Genomic DNA, 23,998 nt, shown 5'->3' with positions numbered 1-23,998 from the left:
CGTAACTCATTTGCAGCCGCTCTGTGTGCGGCGAACAAACGGGCATTACGCCAATTTTTTCCGCGCCAGCGATATAGCCAGACTGGCGATTTTTATGTTAGGGGAGAGGATTATTTCGATGCCGAGGTAAAATTGACAGCCACGGAAAAACTTGAGGTTGATTGAACATGATATTGCGCTTAAAACAAAAACACGGTTTGTTGAAATACAGACCGCTTTCTGACGCTTAATCGGCGGCCGCAGGTAAAAAGAAATAAACGGAAGCCTTTTTGAGGGCAGATTTGGCTATGCCATGCTGGCTGCACCTGCAGGTTCAGAAAAGGTTAGAAAAACTGTTGTGACAGATTAACCGTGATTTTTATAAAAGCTGACAAGGATCCGGGATTTATTCAGAAAGCGAATGCGTTTTAATTCTACTCCGTATACGAGCGCATCTTATATATTCCAAAATTTTTTAGTGGAAAATAAAAAACCTTAACCATCTTATAATGGAAAAAGCGACGGGGTCGCTTTTGGGAACACTTATAGTAAAGGGCGACGGGAGAGCGGTGCCGCAGGTAAGAAATTACAGGGTCAGTTTCAGCTGGCGCAAAATATTATGGCTGTCTGAATTCCCCTTCTGGCCTGGTAAAGCACCGCTCGCGTACTTTCTTGACCCGCTTAGCCTTTGCCCCTCTTTTTTGCTTGTTTAAGGAAAGACGCAGCGTCACGCCGGGCCTGGCTAAGGTTCAAAAGCCTGACGCTGAAACTGATCGTTACCGCATTCCGGGCAGCGCGTCAGCGTTTCCGGCGTATAGATAGCTCGGGTAAACTGGCATTTTTCGCAGACCAGATTGCCCAACCCGACCACCTCGCCGCTCTGATAAACGCCGTGATGGTTTAAATCCTGGAAAACCTCGCGCCACTCCAGCTGACTCTTGTCGGTAATATCCGCCAGCTCTTTCCAGACGCTTTCCCGAATAACCCGCATAAAAACGCTGTCGCCGCTGTCCGCCTGATTTTCGGTATAGCTGCGGGCGAACTCTTCCAGATCGCGGCGCACGGCGCGGGTAACGTCGTCAATCTGACCGCGAGTCAGTTCGCCGCGATTATTCATGCGCTGCCGGGCGGCCTCCACCAAAGCATCAATATCATGCTCGCCTTTATTAATTCTCTCGGTCAGAGAGGAAACCAGTTCACGATAATACTGAGCGACCTTGTTCATTTTATCTCCTGAGCATGCCTGTATATGCTTTATTCAGTTTAGCGCTAAACGGATTATTGCAGCGGGACGGCGGTGAAATTTGCCTGCCATCTTCCAGCTTGCAGAGAAATGCCCGTTGTCAGGGCGGTTACTGTTGTTGCGCCGGGGGCGGATCAGCTATGCTATGCGGATCTGAACGAACATTAAGCCCGGCGCGACTCACCAGGTGCCCGGCGCTATTTACAAAGGACCACTGGCCGCCATGCAAGAGCAATATCGCCCGGAAGAGATAGAATCCCGTGTTCAACAGCACTGGGACGAGAAGCAAACCTTTAAAGTCACCGAAGAGGAAGGCAAAGAGAAGTACTACTGCCTCTCCATGCTGCCCTATCCTTCTGGCCGCTTACATATGGGCCACGTGCGTAACTACACCATCGGCGACGTGATCTCCCGCTATCAGCGCATGCTAGGCAAAAACGTGCTGCAGCCTATCGGCTGGGATGCGTTTGGTCTGCCTGCCGAAGGCGCCGCGGTCAAAAACAACACCGCGCCGGCGCCGTGGACCTACGACAACATCGCCTATATGAAGAACCAGCTTAAGCTGCTGGGCTTTGGCTATGACTGGAGCCGCGAACTGGCGACCTGCCAGCCGGAATACTACCGTTGGGAGCAGTGGTTCTTCACCAAACTGTATGAAAAAGGCCTGGTCTACAAGAAGACCTCCGCCGTTAACTGGTGCCCGAACGACCAGACTGTGCTGGCCAACGAACAGGTTATCGACGGCTGCTGCTGGCGCTGCGACAGCAAGGTCGAGCGTAAAGAGATCCCGCAGTGGTTTATCAAAATCACCGCCTATGCCGACGAGCTGTTAAACGATCTGGATACGCTGGAAAGCTGGCCTGAGCAGGTCAAAACCATGCAGCGCAACTGGATTGGCCGCTCCGAAGGCGTGGAAATCACCTTTGACGTCAAGGACAGCGAAGAAAAGCTGACCGTCTATACCACGCGTCCCGACACCTTTATGGGCGTGACCTACCTGGGCGTTGCCGCCGGTCACCCGCTGGCCATCCAGGCCTCGATGAACAATCCGGTACTGGCGGATTTCATCGCTGAATGCCGTAACACCAAAGTCGCTGAAGCTGAAATGGCGACGATGGAGAAAAAAGGCATGGCGACCGGTCTGTTCGCCACGCATCCGCTGACCGGCGAACAGCTGCCGGTGTGGGTCGCTAACTTCGTGCTGATGGAGTACGGCACCGGCGCGGTGATGGCCGTGCCGGGTCACGATCAGCGTGACTGGGAGTTCGCCACCAAATACGATTTGCCGGTGAAGCCGGTTATCCTCAATGCGGACGGCAGCGAGCCGGATCTGAGCGCGGCAGCGATGACGGAAAAAGGCACGCTGTTCAACTCCGGCGAATTCAACGGCCTCTCCTATGAAGAAGGCTTTAACGCCATCGCCACCCGCCTGGCAGAGAAAGGCGTGGGCGAGCGCAAGGTCAATTACCGCCTGCGCGACTGGGGCGTTTCCCGTCAGCGCTACTGGGGCGCACCAATCCCTATGGTGACGCTGGAGGACGGCACGGTTATGCCGACGCCGGAAGATCAGCTGCCGGTGATCCTGCCGGAAGATGTCATCATGGATGGCATTACCAGCCCGATTAAAGCCGATCCCGAATGGGCGAAAACCACCGTCAACGGCCAGCCGGCGCTGCGTGAAACCGATACCTTCGACACCTTTATGGAGTCATCCTGGTACTACGCGCGCTATACCTGCCCGGATTTCGACAAGGGGATGCTGGATCCAGCTGCGGCCAACTACTGGCTGCCGGTCGATCAGTATGTAGGGGGCATCGAGCACGCGATCATGCACCTGCTTTACTTCCGCTTCTTCCACAAGCTGCTGCGCGACGCCGGTCTGGTCAGCTCCAATGAGCCAGCCAAACGCCTGCTCTGCCAGGGCATGGTGCTGGCTGACGCTTTCTACTGGCTGGGTGCCAACGGCGAGCGCAACTGGGTGTCGCCGGTTGACGTAACCGTCGAGCGCGACGAAAAAGGCCGCATCGTGAAGGCCACCGACGAAGCGGGTCACGAGCTGGTGTACGCGGGCATGAGCAAAATGTCCAAGTCGAAAAACAACGGTATCGATCCACAGGTTATGGTCGAACGTTACGGCGCGGATACCGTGCGTCTGTTTATGATGTTCGCTTCTCCGGCCGAAATGACGCTGGAATGGCAGGAGTCCGGCGTGGAAGGCGCTAACCGCTTCCTGAAGCGCGTGTGGAAGCTGGTCTTTGAACACACGGCGAAAGGCCCGGCTGGCGCGCTCGACCTGAACAGCCTTAATGAAGATCAGAAGTCGCTGCGTCGCGATCTGCACAAAACGATTGCTAAAGTCTCGGACGATATTGGCCGTCGCCAGACCTTTAACACCGCCATCGCCGCCATTATGGAGCTGATGAACAAACTGGCGCGCGCGCCGCAGGAAGAGCCGCAGGATCGGGCGCTGATGCACGAAGCGCTGCTGGCCGTTGTGCGTATGCTCTATCCTTTCACTCCGCACGCCTGCTTCACCCTGTGGGAAGCGCTGGGCGGTGAAGGCGAAGTGGACAACGCGCCGTGGCCGCAGGCTGACGACGCCGCAATGGTAGAGGATTCTCTGCTGGTGGTAGTGCAGGTAAATGGCAAGGTTCGCGGCAAGATCACCGTTCCGGCGGATGCGACCCAGGAGCAGGTGCAGGCGCGTGCCGCACAGGAACATCTGGTCGCAAAATATCTTGATGGCGTAACTATTCGTAAGGTGATTTACGTTCAGGGCAAGCTGCTTAACCTGGTCGTGGGTTAATGTCAGGAGGAAGCGTGCGACAGATTATCTCTTTGCTTATCGCCGGGCTGGTGTTGCTTACCGCCGGCTGTGGCTATCACCTGCGCGGAACCACGTCGGTTCCGCACGAAATGAAAACCATGATCGTGGATACGGGCGATCCATACGGGCCGCTGGCGCGTGCCGTTCGTGAGCAGCTGCGTCTTAACAACGTGACCGTGCTGGAAAAACCAGGCCTGCGCAAAGACGTGCCGTCGCTGCGTCTGGGTACGGAGAGTCAGGGGCGCGACACCGCGTCTATTTTCCAGGATGGTAAAACCGCCGAGTACTCGCTGGTGATGACCGTTAACGCGCAGGTATTGATCCCGAATAAAGGCATCTATCCGCTGAGCGCAACGGTTTACCGCTCCTTCTTTGATAACCCGCTGGCGGCGCTGGCGAAAGATTCCGAGCAGGACATTATCATCAGTGAAATGCGCGTGCAGGCTGCCCAGCAGCTGGTGCGTAAGCTGCTGACCGTCCACGCCGCGGAAAACGACAGCTCCGTCAATACGCTGGGGAATTCACCGCCCGCGATTGACCAGACTTCATCGCGCGCTGTTTTACCCGATAGCTCTTACGCCAGATGATCAGGATCTATCCTGAACAGCTTGTCGCGCAGCTCCGTGAGGGGCTGCGCGCCTGCTATATTCTGAGCGGTAATGAACCGCTGCTGCTGCAGGAGGCGCAGGATGCCGTACGAGCCGGCGCCCAGCAGCAGGGCTTCACCGAACATTTCAGCGTCGCGGTCGATCAACAGACCGACTGGGACGCCATCTATGCAACCTGTCAGGCGCTCAGCCTGTTTGCCAGCCGCCAGACGCTGTTATTATCGCTGCCGGAAAACGGCCCGAACGCCGCGATAGCGGAAAAGCTGCTGACGCTCTCCACGCTGCTGCACGAGGATATACTGCTGCTGCTGCGCGCGCCGAAACTGACCAAAGCCCAGGAAAACAGCGCGTGGTTTAAAGCGCTCAGCGTTAACGCGGTTGTCGTGCCCTGTCAGACGCCCGAGCAGGCTCAGCTTCCTCGCTGGGTAAACGCGCGCGCGAAAAGCATGCAGCTGACGGTAGACGACGCGGCCGTGCAGCTGCTCTGTTACTGCTACGAAGGCAATCTGCTGGCGCTGTCGCAGGCGCTGGAACGCCTTTCGCTGCTCTGGCCGGACGGCAAATTAACGCTGCCCAGAGTGGAACAGGCGGTTAATGACGCCGCCCATTTTACGCCCTTTCACTGGGTGGATGCGCTGCTGGCAGGCAAAAGCAAGCGGGCGCAGCATGTTTTGCGCCAGCTGAAAGCGGAAGAGAGCGAGCCGGTGATCCTACTGCGTACGCTGCAAAGAGAGCTACTGACGCTGCTAACGCTGCAGCGGCAAATGAAGCAGGTACCGCTGCGCACGCTGTTTGACCAGCATCGCGTCTGGCAGAACCGTCGCCCGCTGTTTACCGAGGCCCTGCAGCGGCTGACGGCGAAACAGCTGACGCAGGCAATAAGGCTGCTGACGCGTATTGAACTGACGCTTAAGCAGGATTATGGTCAGGCTGTCTGGCGCGAGCTGGAAACATTGTCTCTGCTGCTCTGCACCACTGCTTTTCCTGAGACCTTCTGCGATGACTGAGCCGACCACGCTCCAGGCGCTGTTTGGCGGCACCTTCGATCCTGTCCACTACGGCCATCTTCGCCCGGTGGAAACGCTGGCCGCCCGGCTTGGCCTGCAAAAGATCACGCTGTTGCCCAACAACGTGCCGCCGCATCGCCCTCAGCCTGAAGCCTCTCCGACCCAGCGCGTAAAAATGCTTTCTCTGGCCATCGCTAATAATTCACTTTTTGATATCGACCAGCGCGAATTACAGCGTCAGACGCCCTCGTGGACGATTGATACATTAATTGAGCTGCGCCAGGAGCGCGGAGAACAGCAGCCGTTGGGATTTATTATCGGTCAGGATTCCCTGCTGACGCTGCATAAATGGCATCGCTGGCAGGAGCTGCTGGATTATTGCCATCTGCTGGTTTGTAAACGTCCCGGCTATGCAGAAAACATGGCCACGCCAGAACAGCAGCACTGGCTTGACACGCACCGCACAGAAGATATTTCGCGGCTGCATCATTTTCCCGCCGGATCGGTTTTTCTTGCCGATACTTTGCTGCTGCCGATTTCCGCTACTGAGATCCGCCAACGCCGCCACGCCGGCCTTTCCTGCGACGGGATGCTGCCAGAAGAAGTGATTAACTGGATAAACCGGCAAAATCTTTATCCGCCACAAAAATAATTATTTTTGCTCGTTACGCTGCTTTATAGTCCTTAAGTAAAGCAGCCGTTTCTGGTAAGAAGGGTGATTTTTTAATAAATTTTACCTTTCTACAAAGCGTTTTTTCAACAGCTTTTCTGGCGAAAGTGAATTTCATTATAAGCGCGACAAATAATGCCCGCACAATAAACCCTGCCCGTAATTAATTATTATTGATTTGCTAATCCAGAGCGACAATTTAACTATTTCCCGGGACCCCACGGATAGCAGCCATATCTTTCATGCTGCTGAGGGGGGAATAAAAACTGGATATCCGGGAAATCAAAATGAAAAAACAAAAGAAGCTGGTTAAAAAGCTGCTGCTGGCAAGCTGTATCGTTCTCTCTTTCAATGCTTTCGCTTATGACTTATATAATCCGCAACACAGCTATGCTGCCGGCTCGTACGTCACGCTGGACGGTAAAACCTATCGCGCCAAATGGTGGGTCGGCGCGGGTCAGCGTCCCGATGCTGTAGTAGAAAATCCGTGGGATACGCCGTGGGAGCCGGTGGCCGACAGCGGCTCGCCGGACGTAAAGCCCGATCCGTCCCCGGCACCGGAAATTAAAACGGAGCCTACGCCTGACCCGGAAGTTACGCCCTCTGACTATCCACCGTACGTTGCCGGCACCGCGTACAAATCGGGTGATATTGTCAGCAACGCCGGTAAAAATTATATCTGTCGTGAAGGCGTAGCCGCCTGGTGTAGCGGCAGCGCGCTGGCCTATGAGCCTGGCGTGGGCTACGGCTGGGGATCCGCATGGGCGATCCATACGGGCAGCGGCACAGGCAATGATGATGCCAGCGACACGCAGCCGGAAGCCGTGATGAAGATTTCCCGCGCCGGGCTGGAAAAAACCGAAGCGCAGCTGACCAGCGGCGGCCTGATGAGCGACGTCATGGCTTCTATTACCACGCTGGATAACGCAGCGGTTGAAAAAATCACCGCTGGTGCCGTCAGCAATCCCGCTAACGTAAAGCGCGTAGAAAAAATTATTGATGCGAAACGCTGGGATTACCTTTTCCCCCGCCGCGACGCTGCCTATACCTACGACAACTTCCTGAAGGCCGTTGGTAAATTCCCGCGCCTCTGCGGCGATTTTAATGATGGCCGCGACGCCGAAGGCATCTGCCGCAAAACGCTGGCGACCATGTTCGCACATTTTGCACAGGAAACCGGCGAACACAATGTGCATGGCGACGTAGCGGAATGGCGTCAGGGCCTGCACTGGGTACGTGAAATGGGGTGGGCAGAAGGTCAACCTGACGGCTATAACGGCGAATGTAACCCGGATACCTGGCAGGGCAAAGCCTGGCCGTGCGGCAAAGATAAAGAAGGCCGCTATCTGAGCTACTTTGGCCGTGGCGCCAAACAGCTGAGCTACAACTATAACTACGGGCCCTTTTCAGAAGCGATGTTCGGCGATGTCCGCGTGCTGCTGGATAAACCTGAACTGGTCGCGGACACCTGGCTTAACCTTGCCAGCGCTATCTTCTTCTATATCTATCCGCAGCCGCCTAAGCCCAGCATGCAGTTTGTTATTGACGGCACATGGCAGCCTAACGCGCAGGATAAAGCGGCTGGCCTGGTGCCTGGTTTCGGCGTCACGACGCAGATTATCAACGGCGGCGTCGAGTGCGGCGGCAGCGTTGAGGTCGCGCAGTCGCTGAACCGCATCAAATATTATGAGGCCTTTGCGAAAGAGCTGCATGTGCCGATTGCCTCTGGCGAAGTGCTGGGCTGTAAAAATATGAAGCAGTTCGCCGAAGGCGGCGCCGGCGCCCTGCCCATCTACTGGGAAATGAACTGGGATTACAACGAAAAAAATCCGGGCGGCAAAAGCTACGCCTGCAAGCTGGTAGGTTATCAAACGCCTTATAGCGCCTTCAAAAAAGGCGACTATGCCGAATGCGTTAAAAAGCATTTCCCCGATCTGGTAATAACCGATAAATAACCGTTAACAGCATAAAGCTAAAACTTCGTTAACTCAGGCGGAAGAGCCGTTGCGCGCTTCCGCTTTTTTCTTTCTGCCGACGACCGTACCCGCACGGTCGGCATCTCGTCCACGCGGCAACTATCGGCCCGGCAGCCATTGACTCTCAGCCGGGGGCTGTTATTCTCCGCTGCCATGTTTTTTACCCGGCGGCTACATAAGCTCACAATTATTCGACTCAGGAACGTGGATCTTCCGCGCCGACGTGGGATAATAGCGCTTCCGCCTGGCGGATTTACATCTCATTCAACCTTATTCAGAGGGGAACCTTTTGCAAGGTCAAGCACTCCAGGAATTCGTCATCGATAAAATTGACGATTTGAAAGGCCAGGATATTGTCACTGTTGACGTACAGGGCAAATCCAGTATCACCGACTGCATGATTATCTGTACCGGTACCTCAACGCGCCATGTCGCCTCTATCGCCGACCATGTGGTGCAGGAATCGCGTGCGGCGGGTCTGAAGCCGCTGGGCGTTGACGGCAAAGCCGCCGCCGAGTGGGTGGTAGTCGATCTGGGCGATGTGATCGTTCACGTGATGCAGGAAGAGAGCCGTCGTCTCTACGAACTCGAAAAGCTCTGGAGCTAATCCGTGAAGCTGCAGCTGGTTGCCGTCGGCACGAAAATGCCTGACTGGGTGCAAACCGGATTTATGGAATACCTGCGCCGTTTTCCCAAGGATATGCCGTTTGAGCTGACTGAAGTGGCGGCCGGCAAACGCGGGAAGAACGCCGACATCAAACGCATTCTGGAAAAGGAAGGCGAAATGATGCTGGCGGCGGTGGGTAAAGGCAACCGCATCGTGACGCTGGATATTCCGGGGCAGCCGTGGGAAACGCCGCAGCTGGCGACGCAGCTGGAGCGCTGGAAGCAGGACGGCCGCGACGTCAGCCTGCTGATCGGCGGCCCGGAAGGCCTGGCGCCCGCCTGCAAGGCCGCCGCCGAGCAGAGCTGGTCGCTCTCCACGCTGACGCTGCCTCACCCTTTGGTGCGCGTGCTGGTGGCGGAAAGCCTTTATCGGGCATGGAGTATTACCACTAATCACCCTTACCATCGCGAATAGCCCTTAACTGGACAGATTAACGCAGCGGATGAAATTACAACGTAACGCCTTTCGTGACTATACCGCCGAGCAGACGCTGTTTGTTCGGCGGGCAATGATCGCTTTTTTCGGCATCTTACTGCTTTCCGGCATCCTGGTAGCTAATCTCTATCATCTGCAAATTATCCGCTACACCGATTACAGTACCCGCTCCAACGAAAACCGTATCAAGCTGGTGCCCGTCGCGCCGAGTCGCGGCATTATTTACGATCGTAACGGTACGCCGCTGGCGCTGAACCGCACTATCTATCAGATTGAGCTGGTACCCGAGAAGGTCGAAAACCTCGAAAAAACGCTGCTGGCGCTGCGCCCGGTGGTCGACCTGACCGATGAAGATATCGTCGCCTTTGAAAAAGAGCGCAAGCGTTCGCGCCGCTTTACCTCTATCCCGGTCAAAACCGGGCTGAATGAGGTACAGGTCGCACGGTTCGCGGTGAATCAATACGCTTTTCCCGGCGTGGAAGTCAAAGGCTATCAGCGCCGCTACTATCCTTACGGCTCCGCGCTGACCCACGTGCTGGGCTACGTCTCCAAGATCAACGATCGTGACGTTGACCGACTGGATAAAGAAGGCAAATGGCCTAACTACGCGGCCACGCACGATATTGGCAAGCTGGGCATAGAGCGCTACTACGAGGATATCCTGCACGGCAAAACCGGCTATGAAGAGGTCGAGGTCAATAACCGCGGCCGCGTGATCCGCCAGCTACACGAACAGTCGCCGCAGGCGGGTCAGGATATCTGGCTGACTATCGACCTCAAGCTGCAACAGTATATCGAAACGCTGCTGGCGGGCAGCCGCGCCGCCGTGGTGGTCACCGATCCGCGCAGCGGCGAAATCCTGGCAATGGTCTCCATGCCCAGCTACGATCCGAACCTGTTCGTCGACGGCATCAGCAGCAAAGATTACAACAAGCTGCTGAAGGATCCGAACCGCCCGTTGATTAACCGCACGACTCAGGGCGCCTATCCGCCAGCCTCCACGGTAAAACCCTATATTGCCGTTTCGGCGCTTTCCGCCGGCGTGATCAATAAAAACACCAGCCTGTTCGATCCAGGCTGGTGGCAGCTACCCGGCTCTGAAAAGCGCTTCCGCGACTGGAAGCACTGGGGCCACGGTCACCTTAACGTCACCAAATCGCTGGAAGAATCCGCCGATACCTTCTTCTATCAGGTCGCCTACGATATGGGCATCGACCGGCTTTCCGAATGGATGGGTAAATTTGGCTACGGCCATCTTTCCGGTATCGATCTGGTGGAAGAAACCGCCGGCAACATGCCGACCCGCGAATGGAAAATGAAGCGCTTTAAAAAACCCTGGTATCAGGGCGACACCATTCCGGTAGGCATCGGCCAGGGCTACTGGACGGCCACGCCGGTGCAGATGAACAAAGCGATGATGATCCTGATTAACGACGGCATCGTGCGTACGCCGCATCTGATGATGGCCAACAAGGTGAATAACGTCACCGTGCCGTGGAAGCAGCCGGCGATCCCGCCGGTCGCCGATATTCATTCCGGCTACTGGGAAATCGCTAAGGATGGCATGTATGGCGTGGCCAACCGTCCTAACGGCACGGCGCGCAAAAGTTTTTCCGACGCGCCTTATAAAATCGCCGCCAAGTCAGGAACGGCGCAGGTATTCGGCCTGAAAGAGAACGAAACCTATAACGCCCATAAAATTTCCGAACTGCTGCGCGACCACAAGCTGATGACCGCTTTTGCGCCTTACGATCATCCTCGGGTAGCGGTGGCGATGATCCTGGAAAACGGCGGCGCGGGACCAGCGGTTGGCACCATTATGCGGCAAATTCTCGACCATATTATGCTCGGGGACAACAATACCAACCTGCCAGACGCCGCTCCGGTGCCGTCTGGCTATGAAGGCGAATAACCATGAACGATCGGCACCAGAAAAGCACCATCTGGACGAGGATCCACGTCGACCCGACCTTTTTTATTTTGATTTCCGCCCTGCTGGTTTACAGCGCGCTGGTTATCTGGAGCGCCAGCGGCCAGGATCCGGGCATGATGGAACGCAAGCTGGGCCAGATTGCGATGGGCGTGGTGATTATGCTGGTCATGGCGCAGATCCCGCCGCGCGTTTACGAAGGCTGGGCGCCCTATCTTTATATTCTTTGCGTGATCCTGCTGGTAGCCGTGGACGCTTTCGGCCATATCAGTAAAGGCGCGCAGCGCTGGCTGGATCTGGGCGTGGTGCGTTTTCAGCCCTCGGAAATAGCCAAAATAGCCGTGCCGCTGATGGTGGCGCGTTTTATCAACCGCGACGTTTGTCCGCCCACGCTTAAAAACACCGCGATTGCGCTGGTGCTAATCTTTATGCCCACGCTGCTGGTGGCGGCGCAGCCCGATCTGGGAACGGCTATCCTGATCGCCTCCTCCGGCCTGTTCGTGCTGTTTTTATCAGGCATGAGCTGGAAACTGATCCTCGTGGCCGTGATGCTGGTCGCCGCCTTTATCCCGGTGCTCTGGTTCTTCCTGATGCATGACTACCAGCGCGATCGCGTCATGATGCTGCTGGATCCGGAAAGCGATCCGCTGGGCGCGGGCTACCATATTATTCAGTCCAAAATCGCTATCGGCTCCGGCGGCCTGCGCGGCAAAGGCTGGCTGCACGGTACACAGTCGCAGCTGGAGTTTTTACCCGAGCGCCACACCGACTTTATCTTTGCCGTGCTGGCCGAAGAGCTGGGCCTGGTCGGCGTGCTGGTGCTGCTGGTGCTCTATATTCTGGTGATCATGCGCGGCCTGCTGATGGCGGCCAGAGCGCAAACCACCTTTGGCCGCGTGATGGCAGGTGGCCTGATGCTGATCTTCTTTGTTTATGTCTTTGTGAATATTGGCATGGTCAGCGGTATATTACCCGTGGTTGGCGTCCCGCTACCGCTGGTAAGCTACGGCGGCTCCGCCCTGATTGTTCTGATGGCCGGGTTTGGCATCATTATGTCGATCCATACCCACCGTAAACTGTTGTCGAAAAGCGTTTAAGAGGCTTATATGCGTAAGGATTGGCTCTGGATTAGTCTGGCAGCGGCGCTGCTGGCAGGCTGTGTTACTGAACAACAGCAGGCACCGGTTACACAGCAACAGCAAACCTATAACGGCCCGGTAGTTGAAATCGGCGGCGTCGAGCCGCGCTACGAGCCGCTAAGCCCTGAAGCCAACCAGGATTATCGGGTCAACGGCCAGAACTACCGCATCGTCACCGACCCGTCAAACTTCAGCGAAACGGGGCTGGCAAGCTGGTATAGCGAGTCGGCCGACGGCAGCCGCACGGCGATCGGCGAGCGGTACGATCCGCAGGCGCTGACGGCGGCGCACCCTACTCTGCCGCTGCCGTCCTATGTGCGCGTCACCAACCTCGCTAACGGACGACAAATCGTGGTGCGGGTCAACGATCGCGGGCCTTACAAGCCGGGCCGCATTATCGATCTGTCTAAAGCGGCGGGCGATCGCCTGAATATTTCCAATAACTCCCGCGTGAAGGTGGACTTTATCAAGGTCGCACCGGACGGCTCGCTTTCTGGCCCCGGCACCATCGGCACCACGGTTGCGAAACAAAGCTACGCGCTGCCGCCTCGCCCGGATCTCAGCGGCGGCATGGTGGTGATGGGCGGCGCAGCGGCGGCGCAGGGCCTGACAGGCGCTCAGGAGAACACCGGCGCCCCGTCTTCTGCACAAACCCCGCCTGACGTCCGGCCCGTGGATAACAGCACGCTCAGCAGCGATGACAACCTGGGCGCGCCGGTACGCAGCAGCGGCTTTTTAGGCGCGCCGCAGCCGTTGGCCAATGGCGTGCTCGAAGGCAGCGAGCCTGCGCCAGCGGAACCGGCACCGACTCAGCCAGCCCCGGTGCCAGCGCCGGCCGCAGCGACTTCGGCACCGGCCGCAGCCGGAACGGCTTTTACGGTACAGGCGGGCGCGCTGAAAGATGGCGCACGCGCGCAGCAGCTGGCGGCCTCGCTGAGCAAACAATTTGGCGTGCCGGGCAGCGTTGACGCGCGCGGCGGCGTTTATCGCGTGCAGCTGGGGCATTTTGCCTCGCGTCAGCAGGCGGCAGCGCTGCAGCAACGGCTTGCCAGCGAAGCCAACCTCACCTCTTTCGTGACCACGGCAGCTGGCAAAATGTGATAACGATCCGGCATTCCGTCTTTACCTGGCGTTACGCTGTATGAGCCAGGTAAAGACGGATGCCGCTCCGAAATGCATTTGCTATAGTGAGTCACTTTTTTTAACTTAGCCATGGATGTTGTTGTCCCCGACATGAATACTCTGACCTCTTCCCAACTGTTCAAACGCCTGACGGCAGGTTCGCTGATCGCCCTCAGCCTTACCGCCTTCGCCCACGCTGAAGACGTGAACATCAAAACCATGATCCCGGGCGTGCCGGATATTGATGCCGAAGCCTATGTGCTGATCGATTACAACTCTGGCAAAGTGCTGGCGGAGAAAAACGCCGACGCGCGCCGCGATCCGGCCAGCCTGACGAAAATGATGACCAGCTACGTGATTGGCCAGGCGGTCAAAGCGGGCAAAATTCATCAGGACGATATGGTCACCGTGGGTAAAGATGCCTGGGCGACCGGCAATCCGGTGTTTAAAGGCTCTTCGCTGATGTTCCTGAAGCCGGGCGATCGCGTGCCGGTTTCGCAGCTGACTCGCGGTATCGTGCTCCAGTCCGGCAACGACGCCTGTGTGGCGATGGCCGACTATGTGGCAGGCAGTCAGGACACCTTTGTCGGCCTGATGAATAACTACGTTAAGGCGCTGGGCCTGCAAAATACCCATTTCCAGACCGTACACGGCCTGGACGCCGAAGGTCAGTACAGCTCGGCACGCGATATGGCGCTGATCGGCCAGGCGCTGATCCGCGACGTGCCGGATGAGTACTCGGTCTATAAAGAAAAAGATTTCACCTTTAACAATATCCGTCAGACCAACCGCAACGGCCTGCTGTGGGATACCAGCCTGAACGTTGACGGCATTAAAACCGGCCACACCAGCGCGGCAGGCTACAATATTGTCGCTTCCGCGACCGAAGGCCAGATGCGTCTGATTTCAGCCGTGCTGGGCGGACGTACTTTTAAAGGCCGCGAAGTCGAGAGCAAAAAGCTGCTGACCTGGGGCTTCCGCTTCTTTGAAACCGTGGCGCCGCTGAAAGCCGGTAAAGAGTTCGCCTCTGAGCCGGTGTGGTTCGGCAACAGTGACCGCGTGCAGCTGGGCGTGCAGAAAGACGTTTACCTGACTATCCCTCGCGGCCGCATGAAGGATCTGAAAGCCAGCTACACGCTGAGCAACACCGAACTGCATGCGCCGCTGGCGAAAAACCAGGTGGTAGGCACCATCAACTTCCAGCTGGACGGCAAAACCATCGAGCAGCATCCGCTGGTGGTGCTGAACGATATGCCGGAAGGCGGATTCTTCGGCCGTATCGTTGACTACATCAAGCTGATGTTCCATCACTGGTTCGGCTAAATCTGTCGCGTTCCGCGCTTGATTTCGGCCTGATTGGCCCGCATATTGATATTATCTGTAGGCTCCCGCTGTTGGCGGGAGTCTTTGTTTTAGCGTTACCGGAGCCCCTATGAAAACCAATCTTAAAGAACTGCTCGAATTTCCTACCCCGTTCACCTATAAAGTGATGGGTCTGGCGCAGCCGGAGCTGGTTGATCAAGTAGTTGAAGTCGTACAGCGCCATGCGCCTGGCGATTACTCTCCGGATGTAAAACCCAGCAGCAAAGGCAACTATCACTCTGTTTCTATTACCATTACGGCGACCCATATCGAACAGGTGGAAACGCTGTATGACGAGCTGGGCAAAATAGAAATCGTGCGGATGGTGCTGTAGCCATCACCGATCGGGGGCTGACCACGGCCCTCGTTCGGCGTTATACTCCCTTCTTTACTCCCTGACCGGACTCTCCATGCATCAGGATACCCTACTCGTTCGTCAGCTCGGTTTGCAGCCCTGGGCGCCCGTCTCTCAGGCCATGCACGATTTTACCAATCAGCGCAGCGCGGAAACGCCTGACGAGATCTGGCTGGTGGAACACCCTCCGGTATTTACTCAAGGCCAGGCCGGTAAAGCGGAGCATCTGCTGATGCCGGGCGATATACCGGTTATGCAGAGCGATCGCGGCGGACAGGTCACCTATCACGGGCCAGGCCAGCAGGTCATGTACGTGCTGATAAACCTGAAACGTCGCAAAACCGGCGTGCGGGAGCTGGTTACCGCCATTGAGCAAACGGTGATTGCCACGCTGGCGCACTACGATATCGAAGCCGCCGCCCGGCCGGATGCGCCCGGCGTTTACGTCGAGGGCAAAAAAATCTGCTCGCTGGGCCTGCGCATCCGCAACGGCAGCTCTTTTCACGGGTTGGCTTTGAACGTGGATATGGATCTTGCGCCTTTTCTGCGCATCAATCCCTGCGGCTACGCCGGGCTGGAAATGACGCAAATCAGCGCTTATCAACAGGGCGTGACGCTGGCCGACGTGCAGCCTTTGTTGATCACGCACTTTGCCCGCGAGCTGGCGATAGCCGACGTAAAGTGGCTGGACGAGCGGACGCCATAAATTTACAATTCCGTCACATTTTCTCCTCTGCCCTGGCTGAAACCCGCGCCGCGAGGTGATATAATTTTTGCGCTTTTCTCAAAAAAATTTGAACGTCACGCGGCTGATTAGCGCATGCCAACCTGGAAACAGCAAGATTATGAGTAAACCTATTCAGATGGAACGCGGCGTTAAGTACCGCGACGCAGATAAAATGGCGCTGATCCCGGTCAAAACCGTGGTCACCGAACGCACAGAGATTTTACGTAAGCCGGAGTGGATGAAAATCAAACTCCCTGCCGACTCCAGCCGCATTCAGGGCATTAAAGCCGCCATGCGTAAAAACGGTCTGCACTCCGTCTGTGAAGAGGCTTCCTGCCCTAACCTTGCAGAATGTTTTAACCACGGCACCGCCACCTTTATGATCCTGGGCGCGATTTGTACCCGCCGCTGCCCTTTCTGCGACGTTGCGCATGGGCGTCCCGTGCAGCCTGACGCCAACGAGCCGGAAAAGCTGGCGCAGACCATCGCCGATATGGGCCTGCGCTACGTGGTCATCACCTCCGTTGACCGCGATGACCTGCGCGACGGCGGCGCGCAGCACTTTGCCGACTGCATCAGCGCTATTCGCGCCAAAAACCCGACCATTAAAATCGAAACGCTGGTGCCGGACTTCCGTGGCCGTATGGATCGCGCGCTGGATATTCTGAACGCCACGCCGCCAGACGTGTTTAACCACAACCTTGAGAACGTGCCGCGCGTATACCGCCAGGTTCGTCCCGGCGCCAACTATGAGTGGTCGCTGAAGCTGCTGGAGCGTTTTAAACAAGCGCATCCTGAGATCCCGACTAAATCGGGCCTGATGGTAGGTCTGGGCGAAACCAACGCGGAGATCGTGGAAGTGATGCGCGATTTACGCCGTCACGGCGTGACCATGCTGACGCTGGGGCAGTATCTCCAGCCAAGCCGCCACCATTTACCGGTGCAGCGCTACGTCAGCCCGGCAGAATTTGACGAAATGAAAGAGGCGGCAATGGAAATGGGCTTTACCCACGCGGCCTGCGGCCCGTTTGTGCGCTCTTCCTACCATGCGGATATGCAGGCGAAAGGCCTGGAAGTGAAATAACTCTTTACATATTTGCAACAAAAACAAAAACGGATGACCGCGTCATCCGTTTTTTTATCGCTTAACGCGGGCGTTACTCTTTATGAGCAACCTGTTCAGCCGCTTTTTCTTCAGCGACAGGCGCTTTCTTCGCGGAGGTGTCATCGTCGCTCATCGCCTTTTTAAAGCCTTTGATCGCCGAACCCAGATCGCCGCCCAGCGAGCGTAACTTGTTGGTTCCAAAAAGCAATACAATCAGAGCGCCAATAATCAGCAGTTTGGCAATACTGATACCTTCCATACACACCTTCTTTATTTAACCGGACCGGTAAAGGTCAATAAGCATAAAGTGTATTAACGCGCAGATTGTCGGTCAATACAAACTGCCATCTGTAACAGAGTAATATCTGCACAGCGGCCTGCGAAATGATATCAGATAAAGCGGCTCAGGAAAGCCCGAAATCATGGATGTCAGGGTCTGGCGTACCGCAATGTGTTATTAACGCCACACGATTGCTTCATAGCGGTATGGTGATATCGCGCAGTGCCCGCTCTCCCGGCCGTTCCTCGTCCACTATGCCAGCGGAAGCTTTTGCGAGCTGATAAGTTCAGGATAAGCGAAACGGCGATTCTCAAGGACCGGCAGCACGCTACGCGCATGAGCGACACGGGCTGGATCCAAATCGGCGAAAAGCAATATCGGTGCTTCAGCCGCCCTGGCTATCGCCACACCCAGCGGATCCACCGTCAGGCTGCAACCAATACTACGCGGGCCGCAGTCGCCGACGGCTACCATATAACAGGTGTTTTCCAGCGCGCGCGCCGTCACCAGCACCTCCCAGTGCATCTCCTTCAGTGGCCCTCTTACCCAGGCGGCCGGCAGCACCAGCACTTCCGCGCCGTCCAGCGCCAGACGGCGAGCCAGTTCAGGAAAACGCACGTCGTAGCAGGTCATCAGGCCCACTTTCATACCGGCAACGTCCACCAGCGGCGGCACCTCGTTACCGGCGGTGACGCTGCGGGATTCCTGCATGGTAAAAGCGTCGTAAAGATGCAGCTTGTCGTAGCGGGCAATGAGTTCACCGTTGCGAATGGCGATAAGCGCATTCAGCGCTTTGCCGTTATCGGTCGGCACGTGTACGGTCATTATGGTGGTTAACCCGTTGCCGCGACTGGCTGCATGGATCTCGCTTAAAAACGGCCCGTCCAGCGGCTGAGCGGCTTTCAGCACCAGATCCGGATCGGTGATATCACGAGCCAGCACGGCTTCCGGTAAAACGAGCAGATCGGCACCGCCAGCCAGCGCTCTGGCCATTAAGTCCGTACAGGTTGCCGCGTTCTCCTGCCAGCAGCGGCTGACCGCAAACTGTCCTGAAGCCACTTTCATTATGTCTCTCCGTGAGGATAAAAGGCGTGCGCATCGAGATCTTTAATCAGGTAGCGGGGAGCCTCGCTATAGCCTTCCCGCTTATAAAAGGCATTAGCCTTGATGCGCTGCTCATGGCAGTGGACTTCCATCCGATCGCAGCCGTGCGCTTTCGCCAGCTTCTCGGCGTGGCTTAACAGCCGATGCCCTACGCCTTCGCTACGCTTGCCGTCCGCAATACAAAAATAGCTGATGCGCGCGAAATCCCCCGCCAGCGCCAGCTGCGGAATAAAATGTAGCGAGAGAAAGCCTAATACGGTGCTGCCCTGCTCGGCAATCAGCAGCTGTTCTGCCCTGTCGTCGATCAGCTGCGCCAGACGACGCTCAATAAAAGTTTCGGTATTGGCATAGCCCAGTTCGGTTAGCAGGGCGCTCAGGGCAAAACCGTCGTGCATATTCGCCAGTCGGATCCTCATTCTCTCTCCTGTTAATTGCGGCCCGCTCAGGGCGTCAGCGCTTTTCTTCTACAGGTTATATAGCCTGCCTGACACGATAAGCAACCCGACCGACGCCGACGCCTGTTACAGAATAAGCCGTGTTTGGGCTTCACAGCCCGCAAAACAGACATCCGCCCCCGGCACGGTTAACGCTGACCGTTTCGGTTGTTATGTTTTGGCACACTCTTTACGCCAGCAGGAAGAAGCGCTGACAGAATAGAATCTTTGCGCATCTAAGCCCGGAGGGGTACTCCCGGACGGAAACCTGCGCGATATCGCACACGGCAGCACGGGAAACTTCGCAACGGCCGCCTGGCTTACAGGCTCAGCTGACCGGGTATTCCATCGGGACGAGGCATCCCTCAGGCGAAAAAAAACCCGCCATAAGGCGGGTTTTTAGAATTCTGTCTGATAACTTAAATAGCGGCAACGTTAGCAGCAGATGGGCCTTTGGCACCGTTGGTGATTTCGAACTCTACGCGCTGACCTTCAGCCAGAGTTTTGAAACCGTTGCTCTGGATGGCAGAGAAGTGAACGAACACGTCTTTGCTGCCATCTTCAGGAGTAATGAAACCGAATCCTTTGGACTCATTAAACCACTTAACGCTACCTTTGATCTTAGACATCTATATTACCTTTACATGAAAAATGGACACTAAACTGTGTCGAGGGTTAGTACAGCAATTGCTGAGCCTTTTGTCCAGTAGCCTTTCACGAAAAAGTGATAAATATCGCTTTTTTTACCCATCAATTTTAATTTTAAGGCGCGCCCGTTGTTAAAACTGCCAGCGCAGCCAGGCAAAATAGACGTTGCCGTTGTTGTAAGTCCCCGGAATATAAGTCATCTGGAAGGTGGCATCACGAAAACCTATTGACGCAAGCGGCAAAACCGCCGGAACCGGAATATATTTCCAGTTGTCTCTTGCCGTTACCCCGGCGGTGTAGCCCAACCCCAGCCGAAAATCTTTATTGCGCAGCGGCTGCCAGATTTTTTCCCAGCCGTAGCCACCGAAGGGTTCCCATTTGTTAAACGAGTCCTTGAAGGCCATCACATAGAGGCCGTTCCAGTTGCCTTTTTCGTCATAGCGCGACATGCCGCCGCCTGCGCCCCACGGACGCTCGTTGTATTTATCAATATGAGCCTGGTCATAAGTCCAACGGTTGTGCCAGGTGATAGCCGGCACATAAAGGTCGTAATGCTGCGGCTCGTTCCAGGTCGTGCTGACGCCGTCGCTGAAATTTTGCCAGGCGCCGGAGAGCGCGGCGCCCAGTGTTTTTGCCTGGGCAGCAACGGACAGGCTTCCTGCGCCTGCCAGGCTCAGGAAAAGAAGAAAAAAGCGAAAAAATGTCATTTTAATCTACCGCTCACCGGTGGTGCTGTTAAAAAATCTCTGCCGTTGCTGTTTAAAAACGGCAGGCCTGGTCATATTGTTAATCCGGCCACTATTGTAATTACCGCCGTTAAACGGTTCATGAATGCATAGCGAACAAATTTTCAACTATGAAAATTTTTTTAAAGTTAAACCGGGTGGCATGGCAGTTATGCAAAGCTCTCTTTTTTTTGATTAGAAACGGGGCGAAATAATGCGCTGATGGTGTCAGTTGCAATCATGAATTGTTTTAATAGAGTTTGATCTGGATCATTTATTTAGCGCAATTAATGCTTATTTAACCAAAAAAAGAAATAAAGTTGCCCAAAGTAACAATATTCATCGTCTCGCTATTGTAAATAAAAGGAAAGAACTGGGTTATCTCTTTTGAATCATGTTGTTATGAGTTAATATCAATTCACGAAACTGATAAATATTATTTATCGATCCATGCACATTTTTTGGTAAAATTAATTTTGGTTAACACAGAAATTTAAGGAGCCGATGTGAGAATACGATGCGGGAGATGTGGGCACGCGGAACTCATTTTCACGACTCGCGGCGACCGCTTTGGCGATCATCACGGGGCGATATGCGCGTATTGTTGGAAACCCATCACCTTAAAAGATTGCCTGTTTCGTCAGGCTATAGCGGTAACAGAGCAGGACGAGGCCGACGTATTCCATCAGTTGCCGGATAAAAAGGAAAAAACGCTCGCGGCGTCCGCCTTGGCGAAACCGGCGGGCAAGAGGTGACAATACGCGCGTATTGTCACCTGATGACTAATCAGAAAAGTACTTTAAAGACGCCGGTTAACGTCAGCAGGCCGACAATAAAAATAATCGCAATAATCCAGAGAATAATCTTCATTCCATTTTCCTCAGCCAGATAAAAAAATTACTACTGTGTAGCCACTTGATTATAGAAGAAGATTTTTGTTCTGCCGTTTTCGCCGTCCGTTTTTTCTGCCCACCTGCCGTTACAAAACCGCTTCCGTCGCTTTTCATAATGGCCTTTTACCGCTTCGTTCGCAGACGTTCCTGACCTCTGCCGGCAATTTAGAGCCATTTTTTACTTTTTGCTCTTAACTCATTGTGATTTCAGGCATCTTTACAGCGCTTAAATAAAAGAGCATAAAAATCAGACGGTTAATTAAATATCCGGTAATGTATTTTTTAAGCGACAGCGATCGCACTCTGCGCTTTCTTTACAGAGGAATCTTAGCGCGCAGGCAGGTGCTGGCTAGACTTAACAGGGCTTGCGATACCAATCCCTGACGGTAATAAGGAGATCTTATGAGCACTCTGGACAGCAGCCTGGGTCGATACAGCCTGAAGGCAAAAAACGAGGGCGATCATATCCACGGTTCAATTGCCATTAATGACGAAGGCGGCTCGCCGCTGACGCTGCAGGAGTTCGATGAGCATTATCTGGATGATGTAATCAATAACGTTATCTATCCTGTCACTGGCGGCAATCGTGCCATTACCAACGCCTTCAAAGAAGAGCTGATGAAGGCCGGGTTTAAACAGCCGCACTGACAGCGTAAGGGCCAGCTTCCATGGCCCTTTTTTATGACGTGCTTTTAGCTGGCAGGGTCAAAAAGCGCTGCATGCTTTCAGCCTGTGCGATAAAGCGTTCAAACAGCACCAGCAGCTGGTGCGGCTCCAGTAAAATAAAAGGCTTGCGAGTCCACTGCAGCACGCTTTGTTGCTCCGGCAGCATCACTTTCGCGTCATGGCGGGTGCGGTGGCTGGCGCCAGAAGAGGTACCAAAAAGATTAAAGGGCATAATTTTCCATCTGGTAAAAATCTTTAGCAGTAAATGGCGTAACAACACCGGAAGTTCCCTCAGGCGGAACCCATCCCGTCGGCTGACCACTAATCATCACTATTCCCTGGTCTACGCTTAAGGAAATTCATCATGACCCCCATTTCTTCCGCTAATGCTTTGCCGCCGACGATCCCCGGCCTGGATAGTTTGTTGCCGCCTGGCGAAGATTTACCTGGTCCGCTTAATGAAAAACACCAGGCCTCGATTAATTTCGCGCAGTCAGGCAGCCAGGGCACCTCGCTGGAAAGCCTGCTTGATAATAACGGCAACGACACGCAGCAAAACAGCGACCTGTCACAGCAGGTATCGCAGCTGATATCGGAAATCATCAAGGCCGTGCTGCCGTTGATCCAGCAGCTGCTTCAGGGCCAGCAGGCCAGCGGCGGCGAAAACGGCGCTACCGTCTCAGGCAGCACCACCGCGCCAATAACGTTCGAAAACAGCGGTAATTCAGCGGAAAACGGTGGAGCGCAAACCGCTGCCCCAGCGCTGTCCGCAGCCCAGGCGAGCGCGGCGTCAGGCAGCTCTCCGGCCCTCTCCATCGGCGGCAGCGATCTTCATCTGCCCGACTCGCTCAAGCCTTTTGAGGCCGATATTCAGGGTGCGGCGCAGGCTACCGGCGTGCCTGCTAACGTGCTTGCCGCGCAAATCTGGCAGGAGTCCCGCGGCAGCCTGGGCGCGGCAACGGTTAACGGCGGCAACGGGCTCCGGGATGCCGGTTTGATGCAGGTCAACAGCAATACCTTTGCCGATCTGAAAAGTAAAAATCCGGATTTGCTGGGCGCCAACGCCAGCCCTGATAACGCGCATGACAATATCATGGCGGGCGCGCTCTACATGAAAGAGCAGCTCGGCGCGTTCGACGGCAGTATGGGTGCCGCTCTGCGCGCCTATAATTCCGGGCCGAACAACGTCAACATCGCTGATTTAAGCGATATTTCCAAAACGGGCACGGGGGATGCGACCTATGTCGATAAGGTAATGGATTTTGCCAATACCATTGCTACCGGCAAAGGCACGCTGCCAGCCTGATAAAAAAGGGCGATCGACGATCGCCCTGGAAAGGTATGCCGGATAACCTATTTGCTTTCGCCGCCGCCCTGCGCACCGGTGCCGCCGGAAAGGGCCGAAAGAATGGCGCCCAGGCCCAGCATCTGCAGGGCACCGCCCAGCTTAGCGGCCAGTCCGCTGCTGCCCTGCTCGTCTTCGGCTCCCTTACCACCCTGCGTTGCGCCGCCCGAGCCGCCTGAGCCACCCTGGCCGGATGCGTTGGCGCCTTCAGAAGGCTGCCCCAGCATCTTTTTAATCATCTCCATCAGCTGAGTCATGATATCACCGCTGCCGGCTGTTTCCTGAGCGCCGGACGTTCCGTTGCCAGCGCCCGAAGAGCCAGCGCCCGAAGAGCCAGAGCCGGTTTTATCGCTGTTCGCCTCGCCGCCTTTCAACAGCTCCAGAATGGCGTTCAGCAATTGCGTAATACTGCTTTCGTTGCCTGTCGACTGGCTGCTGCCGTTACTGCCGTTCCGGGCAAGCGCCTCTTTGCTGCCAAACTGTACGCCCTGGCCGCCACCGCTGTTTAAGGCCGAAGTAGCAAAATTCAGGATATTACCCAGTCCCGGACTGCCCTGACCGTTATTTTGCTTGTTGCTGAGTGGTAGCTGCAGACCCGCATCGCCCCCCGTTTTGCCGCCGCCAATCGCGCCGTTTACACCACCGCCTATTTTCATGCCGCTTCCTCTGTTCAGTGAAATGATCGTCACGAGTCCACCCGTCAAGGCTTCGTCTCCGTGTTGGGTGGCGATCGGGTCGGGCATGTTCCATT

General features: G+C 55.6%; 24 protein-coding genes. 16 read left to right on the top strand and 8 right to left on the bottom strand.

What is annotated here, in order from left to right; translation table 11 throughout:
• Nucleotides 1-721 precede the first annotated feature (721 nt).
• Nucleotides 722-1,204, bottom strand: coding sequence for a zinc ribbon-containing protein (locus tag EGK14_RS08025; protein ID WP_125288566.1), 483 nt, complete (start codon nt 1,202-1,204; stop codon nt 722-724).
• Nucleotides 1,205-1,445: 241 nt separating this feature from the next.
• On the opposite strand from EGK14_RS08025, the gene leuS reads away from it, so the two are divergent.
• The 14 genes from leuS to lipA all read left to right on the top strand — a co-directional run bounded on the left by leuS (nt 1,446) and on the right by lipA (nt 17,131).
• The gene (gene leuS, locus EGK14_RS08020; RefSeq protein ID WP_125288565.1) at nt 1,446-4,028 is read left to right on the top strand and encodes a leucine--tRNA ligase; all 2,583 of its coding nucleotides are present in this window, start codon (nt 1,446-1,448) and stop codon (nt 4,026-4,028) included.
• A 14-nt stretch (nt 4,029-4,042) separates the two neighbouring features.
• Nucleotides 4,043-4,636, top strand: coding sequence for an LPS assembly lipoprotein LptE (gene lptE / locus EGK14_RS08015; RefSeq protein WP_125288564.1), 594 nt, complete (start codon nt 4,043-4,045; stop codon nt 4,634-4,636).
• A complete protein-coding gene (holA, locus tag EGK14_RS08010; protein WP_125288563.1) occupies nt 4,633-5,664 on the top strand; it encodes a DNA polymerase III subunit delta in 1,032 nt (343 codons plus the stop codon). The genes lptE and holA overlap by 4 nt, the downstream gene beginning before the upstream one ends.
• The gene (gene nadD, locus EGK14_RS08005; RefSeq protein WP_125288562.1) at nt 5,657-6,316 is read left to right on the top strand and encodes a nicotinate-nucleotide adenylyltransferase; all 660 of its coding nucleotides are present in this window, start codon (nt 5,657-5,659) and stop codon (nt 6,314-6,316) included. The genes holA and nadD overlap by 8 nt, the downstream gene beginning before the upstream one ends.
• A gap of 305 nt (nt 6,317-6,621) precedes the next feature.
• A complete protein-coding gene (locus EGK14_RS08000; RefSeq protein ID WP_125288561.1) occupies nt 6,622-8,289 on the top strand; it encodes a chitinase in 1,668 nt (555 codons plus the stop codon).
• Nucleotides 8,290-8,599: 310 nt separating this feature from the next.
• Nucleotides 8,600-8,917, top strand: coding sequence for a ribosome silencing factor (gene rsfS / locus EGK14_RS07995; protein ID WP_125288560.1), 318 nt, complete (start codon nt 8,600-8,602; stop codon nt 8,915-8,917).
• 3 nt (nt 8,918-8,920) lie between these two features.
• Nucleotides 8,921-9,391 (top strand): 23S rRNA (pseudouridine(1915)-N(3))-methyltransferase RlmH, encoded by a 471-nt coding sequence (rlmH, locus tag EGK14_RS07990; protein ID WP_125288559.1) that lies wholly within the window; start codon nt 8,921-8,923, stop codon nt 9,389-9,391.
• Nucleotides 9,392-9,419: 28 nt separating this feature from the next.
• A complete protein-coding gene (gene mrdA, locus EGK14_RS07985) occupies nt 9,420-11,324 on the top strand; it encodes a peptidoglycan DD-transpeptidase MrdA (protein ID WP_125288558.1) in 1,905 nt (634 codons plus the stop codon).
• A gap of 2 nt (nt 11,325-11,326) precedes the next feature.
• Nucleotides 11,327-12,439, top strand: a complete 1,113-nt coding sequence (mrdB, locus tag EGK14_RS07980) for a peptidoglycan glycosyltransferase MrdB (RefSeq protein ID WP_125288557.1) — start codon at nt 11,327-11,329, stop codon at nt 12,437-12,439.
• A gap of 9 nt (nt 12,440-12,448) precedes the next feature.
• On the top strand, nt 12,449-13,582 hold the full coding sequence (gene rlpA / locus EGK14_RS07975; protein WP_125288556.1) for an endolytic peptidoglycan transglycosylase RlpA: 1,134 nt from the start codon (nt 12,449-12,451) through the stop codon (nt 13,580-13,582).
• A 132-nt stretch (nt 13,583-13,714) separates the two neighbouring features.
• A complete protein-coding gene (dacA, locus tag EGK14_RS07970) occupies nt 13,715-14,926 on the top strand; it encodes a D-alanyl-D-alanine carboxypeptidase DacA (protein ID WP_125288555.1) in 1,212 nt (403 codons plus the stop codon).
• A 109-nt stretch (nt 14,927-15,035) separates the two neighbouring features.
• Entirely contained in the window at nt 15,036-15,299 is a 264-nt protein-coding gene (ybeD, locus tag EGK14_RS07965; RefSeq protein ID WP_013201269.1) for a DUF493 family protein YbeD, read from the top strand.
• A gap of 76 nt (nt 15,300-15,375) precedes the next feature.
• Nucleotides 15,376-16,026 carry a lipoyl(octanoyl) transferase LipB gene (gene lipB, locus EGK14_RS07960; RefSeq protein WP_125288554.1) on the top strand — a complete coding sequence of 217 codons (651 nt, stop codon included), beginning with the start codon at nt 15,376-15,378 and terminating at the stop codon, nt 16,024-16,026.
• Nucleotides 16,027-16,165: 139 nt separating this feature from the next.
• Nucleotides 16,166-17,131, top strand: coding sequence for a lipoyl synthase (lipA, locus tag EGK14_RS07955; protein ID WP_125288553.1), 966 nt, complete (start codon nt 16,166-16,168; stop codon nt 17,129-17,131).
• 73 nt (nt 17,132-17,204) lie between these two features.
• On the opposite strand, the gene tatE is transcribed toward lipA, so the two are convergent.
• The 5 genes from tatE to pagP all read right to left on the bottom strand — a co-directional run bounded on the left by tatE (nt 17,205) and on the right by pagP (nt 20,325).
• Nucleotides 17,205-17,411 carry a twin-arginine translocase subunit TatE gene (gene tatE, locus EGK14_RS07950; protein WP_125288552.1) on the bottom strand — a complete coding sequence of 69 codons (207 nt, stop codon included), beginning with the start codon at nt 17,409-17,411 and terminating at the stop codon, nt 17,205-17,207.
• A gap of 273 nt (nt 17,412-17,684) precedes the next feature.
• Nucleotides 17,685-18,497 (bottom strand): deaminated glutathione amidase, encoded by an 813-nt coding sequence (locus EGK14_RS07945; protein WP_125288551.1) that lies wholly within the window; start codon nt 18,495-18,497, stop codon nt 17,685-17,687.
• On the bottom strand, nt 18,497-18,952 hold the full coding sequence (locus EGK14_RS07940; RefSeq protein ID WP_125288550.1) for a GNAT family N-acetyltransferase: 456 nt from the start codon (nt 18,950-18,952) through the stop codon (nt 18,497-18,499). The genes EGK14_RS07945 and EGK14_RS07940 overlap by 1 nt, the downstream gene beginning before the upstream one ends.
• A gap of 437 nt (nt 18,953-19,389) precedes the next feature.
• Nucleotides 19,390-19,599 (bottom strand): transcription antiterminator/RNA stability regulator CspE, encoded by a 210-nt coding sequence (cspE, locus tag EGK14_RS07935; RefSeq protein ID WP_004156612.1) that lies wholly within the window; start codon nt 19,597-19,599, stop codon nt 19,390-19,392.
• A gap of 150 nt (nt 19,600-19,749) precedes the next feature.
• Complete coding sequence (gene pagP / locus EGK14_RS07930; RefSeq protein ID WP_125288549.1) at nt 19,750-20,325, bottom strand: lipid IV(A) palmitoyltransferase PagP; 576 nt, start codon at nt 20,323-20,325, stop codon at nt 19,750-19,752.
• A gap of 1,313 nt (nt 20,326-21,638) precedes the next feature.
• On the opposite strand from pagP, the gene EGK14_RS07925 reads away from it, so the two are divergent.
• On the top strand, nt 21,639-21,884 hold the full coding sequence (locus EGK14_RS07925; RefSeq protein WP_125288548.1) for a hypothetical protein: 246 nt from the start codon (nt 21,639-21,641) through the stop codon (nt 21,882-21,884).
• Nucleotides 21,885-21,915: 31 nt separating this feature from the next.
• Here EGK14_RS07925 and EGK14_RS07920 read toward each other — a convergent pair whose 3' ends face one another.
• Nucleotides 21,916-22,134 (bottom strand): hypothetical protein, encoded by a 219-nt coding sequence (locus EGK14_RS07920; protein WP_125288547.1) that lies wholly within the window; start codon nt 22,132-22,134, stop codon nt 21,916-21,918.
• A gap of 132 nt (nt 22,135-22,266) precedes the next feature.
• On the opposite strand from EGK14_RS07920, the gene EGK14_RS07915 reads away from it, so the two are divergent.
• On the top strand, nt 22,267-23,208 hold the full coding sequence (locus tag EGK14_RS07915) for a transglycosylase SLT domain-containing protein (RefSeq protein WP_125288546.1): 942 nt from the start codon (nt 22,267-22,269) through the stop codon (nt 23,206-23,208).
• A gap of 47 nt (nt 23,209-23,255) precedes the next feature.
• Here EGK14_RS07915 and EGK14_RS07910 read toward each other — a convergent pair whose 3' ends face one another.
• On the bottom strand, nt 23,256-23,903 hold the full coding sequence (locus EGK14_RS07910) for a hypothetical protein (RefSeq protein ID WP_125288545.1): 648 nt from the start codon (nt 23,901-23,903) through the stop codon (nt 23,256-23,258).
• Between the last annotated feature and the right edge of the window lie 95 nt (nt 23,904-23,998).

It is taken from the genome of Erwinia sp. 198, assembly GCF_003937915.1.
Taxonomy (GTDB): domain Bacteria; phylum Pseudomonadota; class Gammaproteobacteria; order Enterobacterales; family Enterobacteriaceae; genus Erwinia; species Erwinia aeris.
This window is presented reverse-complemented; position numbering and strand designations above follow the sequence as displayed.

Bases quoted from the DNA above. Each gene is read 5' to 3' on its own strand.
- nadD (WP_125288562.1), top strand. From the start codon at position 5,657: ATGACTGAGCCGACCACGCTCCAGGCGCTGTTTGGCGGCACCTTCGAT.
- EGK14_RS07940 (WP_125288550.1), bottom strand. From the start codon at position 18,952: ATGAGGATCCGACTGGCGAATATGCACGACGGTTTTGCCCTGAGCGCC.
- tatE (WP_125288552.1), bottom strand. From the start codon at position 17,411: ATGGAAGGTATCAGTATTGCCAAACTGCTGATTATTGGCGCTCTGATT.
- EGK14_RS07910 (WP_125288545.1), bottom strand. From the start codon at position 23,903: ATGAAAATAGGCGGTGGTGTAAACGGCGCGATTGGCGGCGGCAAAACG.
- leuS (WP_125288565.1), top strand. From the start codon at position 1,446: ATGCAAGAGCAATATCGCCCGGAAGAGATAGAATCCCGTGTTCAACAG.
- EGK14_RS08025 (WP_125288566.1), bottom strand. From the start codon at position 1,204: ATGAACAAGGTCGCTCAGTATTATCGTGAACTGGTTTCCTCTCTGACC.
- EGK14_RS08000 (WP_125288561.1), top strand. From the start codon at position 6,622: ATGAAAAAACAAAAGAAGCTGGTTAAAAAGCTGCTGCTGGCAAGCTGT.
- cspE (WP_004156612.1), bottom strand. From the start codon at position 19,599: ATGTCTAAGATCAAAGGTAGCGTTAAGTGGTTTAATGAGTCCAAAGGA.
- rlpA (WP_125288556.1), top strand. From the start codon at position 12,449: ATGCGTAAGGATTGGCTCTGGATTAGTCTGGCAGCGGCGCTGCTGGCA.
- holA (WP_125288563.1), top strand. From the start codon at position 4,633: ATGATCAGGATCTATCCTGAACAGCTTGTCGCGCAGCTCCGTGAGGGG.
- mrdB (WP_125288557.1), top strand. From the start codon at position 11,327: ATGAACGATCGGCACCAGAAAAGCACCATCTGGACGAGGATCCACGTC.
- EGK14_RS07925 (WP_125288548.1), top strand. From the start codon at position 21,639: ATGAGCACTCTGGACAGCAGCCTGGGTCGATACAGCCTGAAGGCAAAA.
- lipB (WP_125288554.1), top strand. From the start codon at position 15,376: ATGCATCAGGATACCCTACTCGTTCGTCAGCTCGGTTTGCAGCCCTGG.
- EGK14_RS07945 (WP_125288551.1), bottom strand. From the start codon at position 18,497: ATGAAAGTGGCTTCAGGACAGTTTGCGGTCAGCCGCTGCTGGCAGGAG.
- mrdA (WP_125288558.1), top strand. From the start codon at position 9,420: ATGAAATTACAACGTAACGCCTTTCGTGACTATACCGCCGAGCAGACG.
- lipA (WP_125288553.1), top strand. From the start codon at position 16,166: ATGAGTAAACCTATTCAGATGGAACGCGGCGTTAAGTACCGCGACGCA.
- EGK14_RS07920 (WP_125288547.1), bottom strand. From the start codon at position 22,134: ATGCCCTTTAATCTTTTTGGTACCTCTTCTGGCGCCAGCCACCGCACC.
- ybeD (WP_013201269.1), top strand. From the start codon at position 15,036: ATGAAAACCAATCTTAAAGAACTGCTCGAATTTCCTACCCCGTTCACC.
- dacA (WP_125288555.1), top strand. From the start codon at position 13,715: ATGAATACTCTGACCTCTTCCCAACTGTTCAAACGCCTGACGGCAGGT.
- EGK14_RS07915 (WP_125288546.1), top strand. From the start codon at position 22,267: ATGACCCCCATTTCTTCCGCTAATGCTTTGCCGCCGACGATCCCCGGC.
- pagP (WP_125288549.1), bottom strand. From the start codon at position 20,325: ATGACATTTTTTCGCTTTTTTCTTCTTTTCCTGAGCCTGGCAGGCGCA.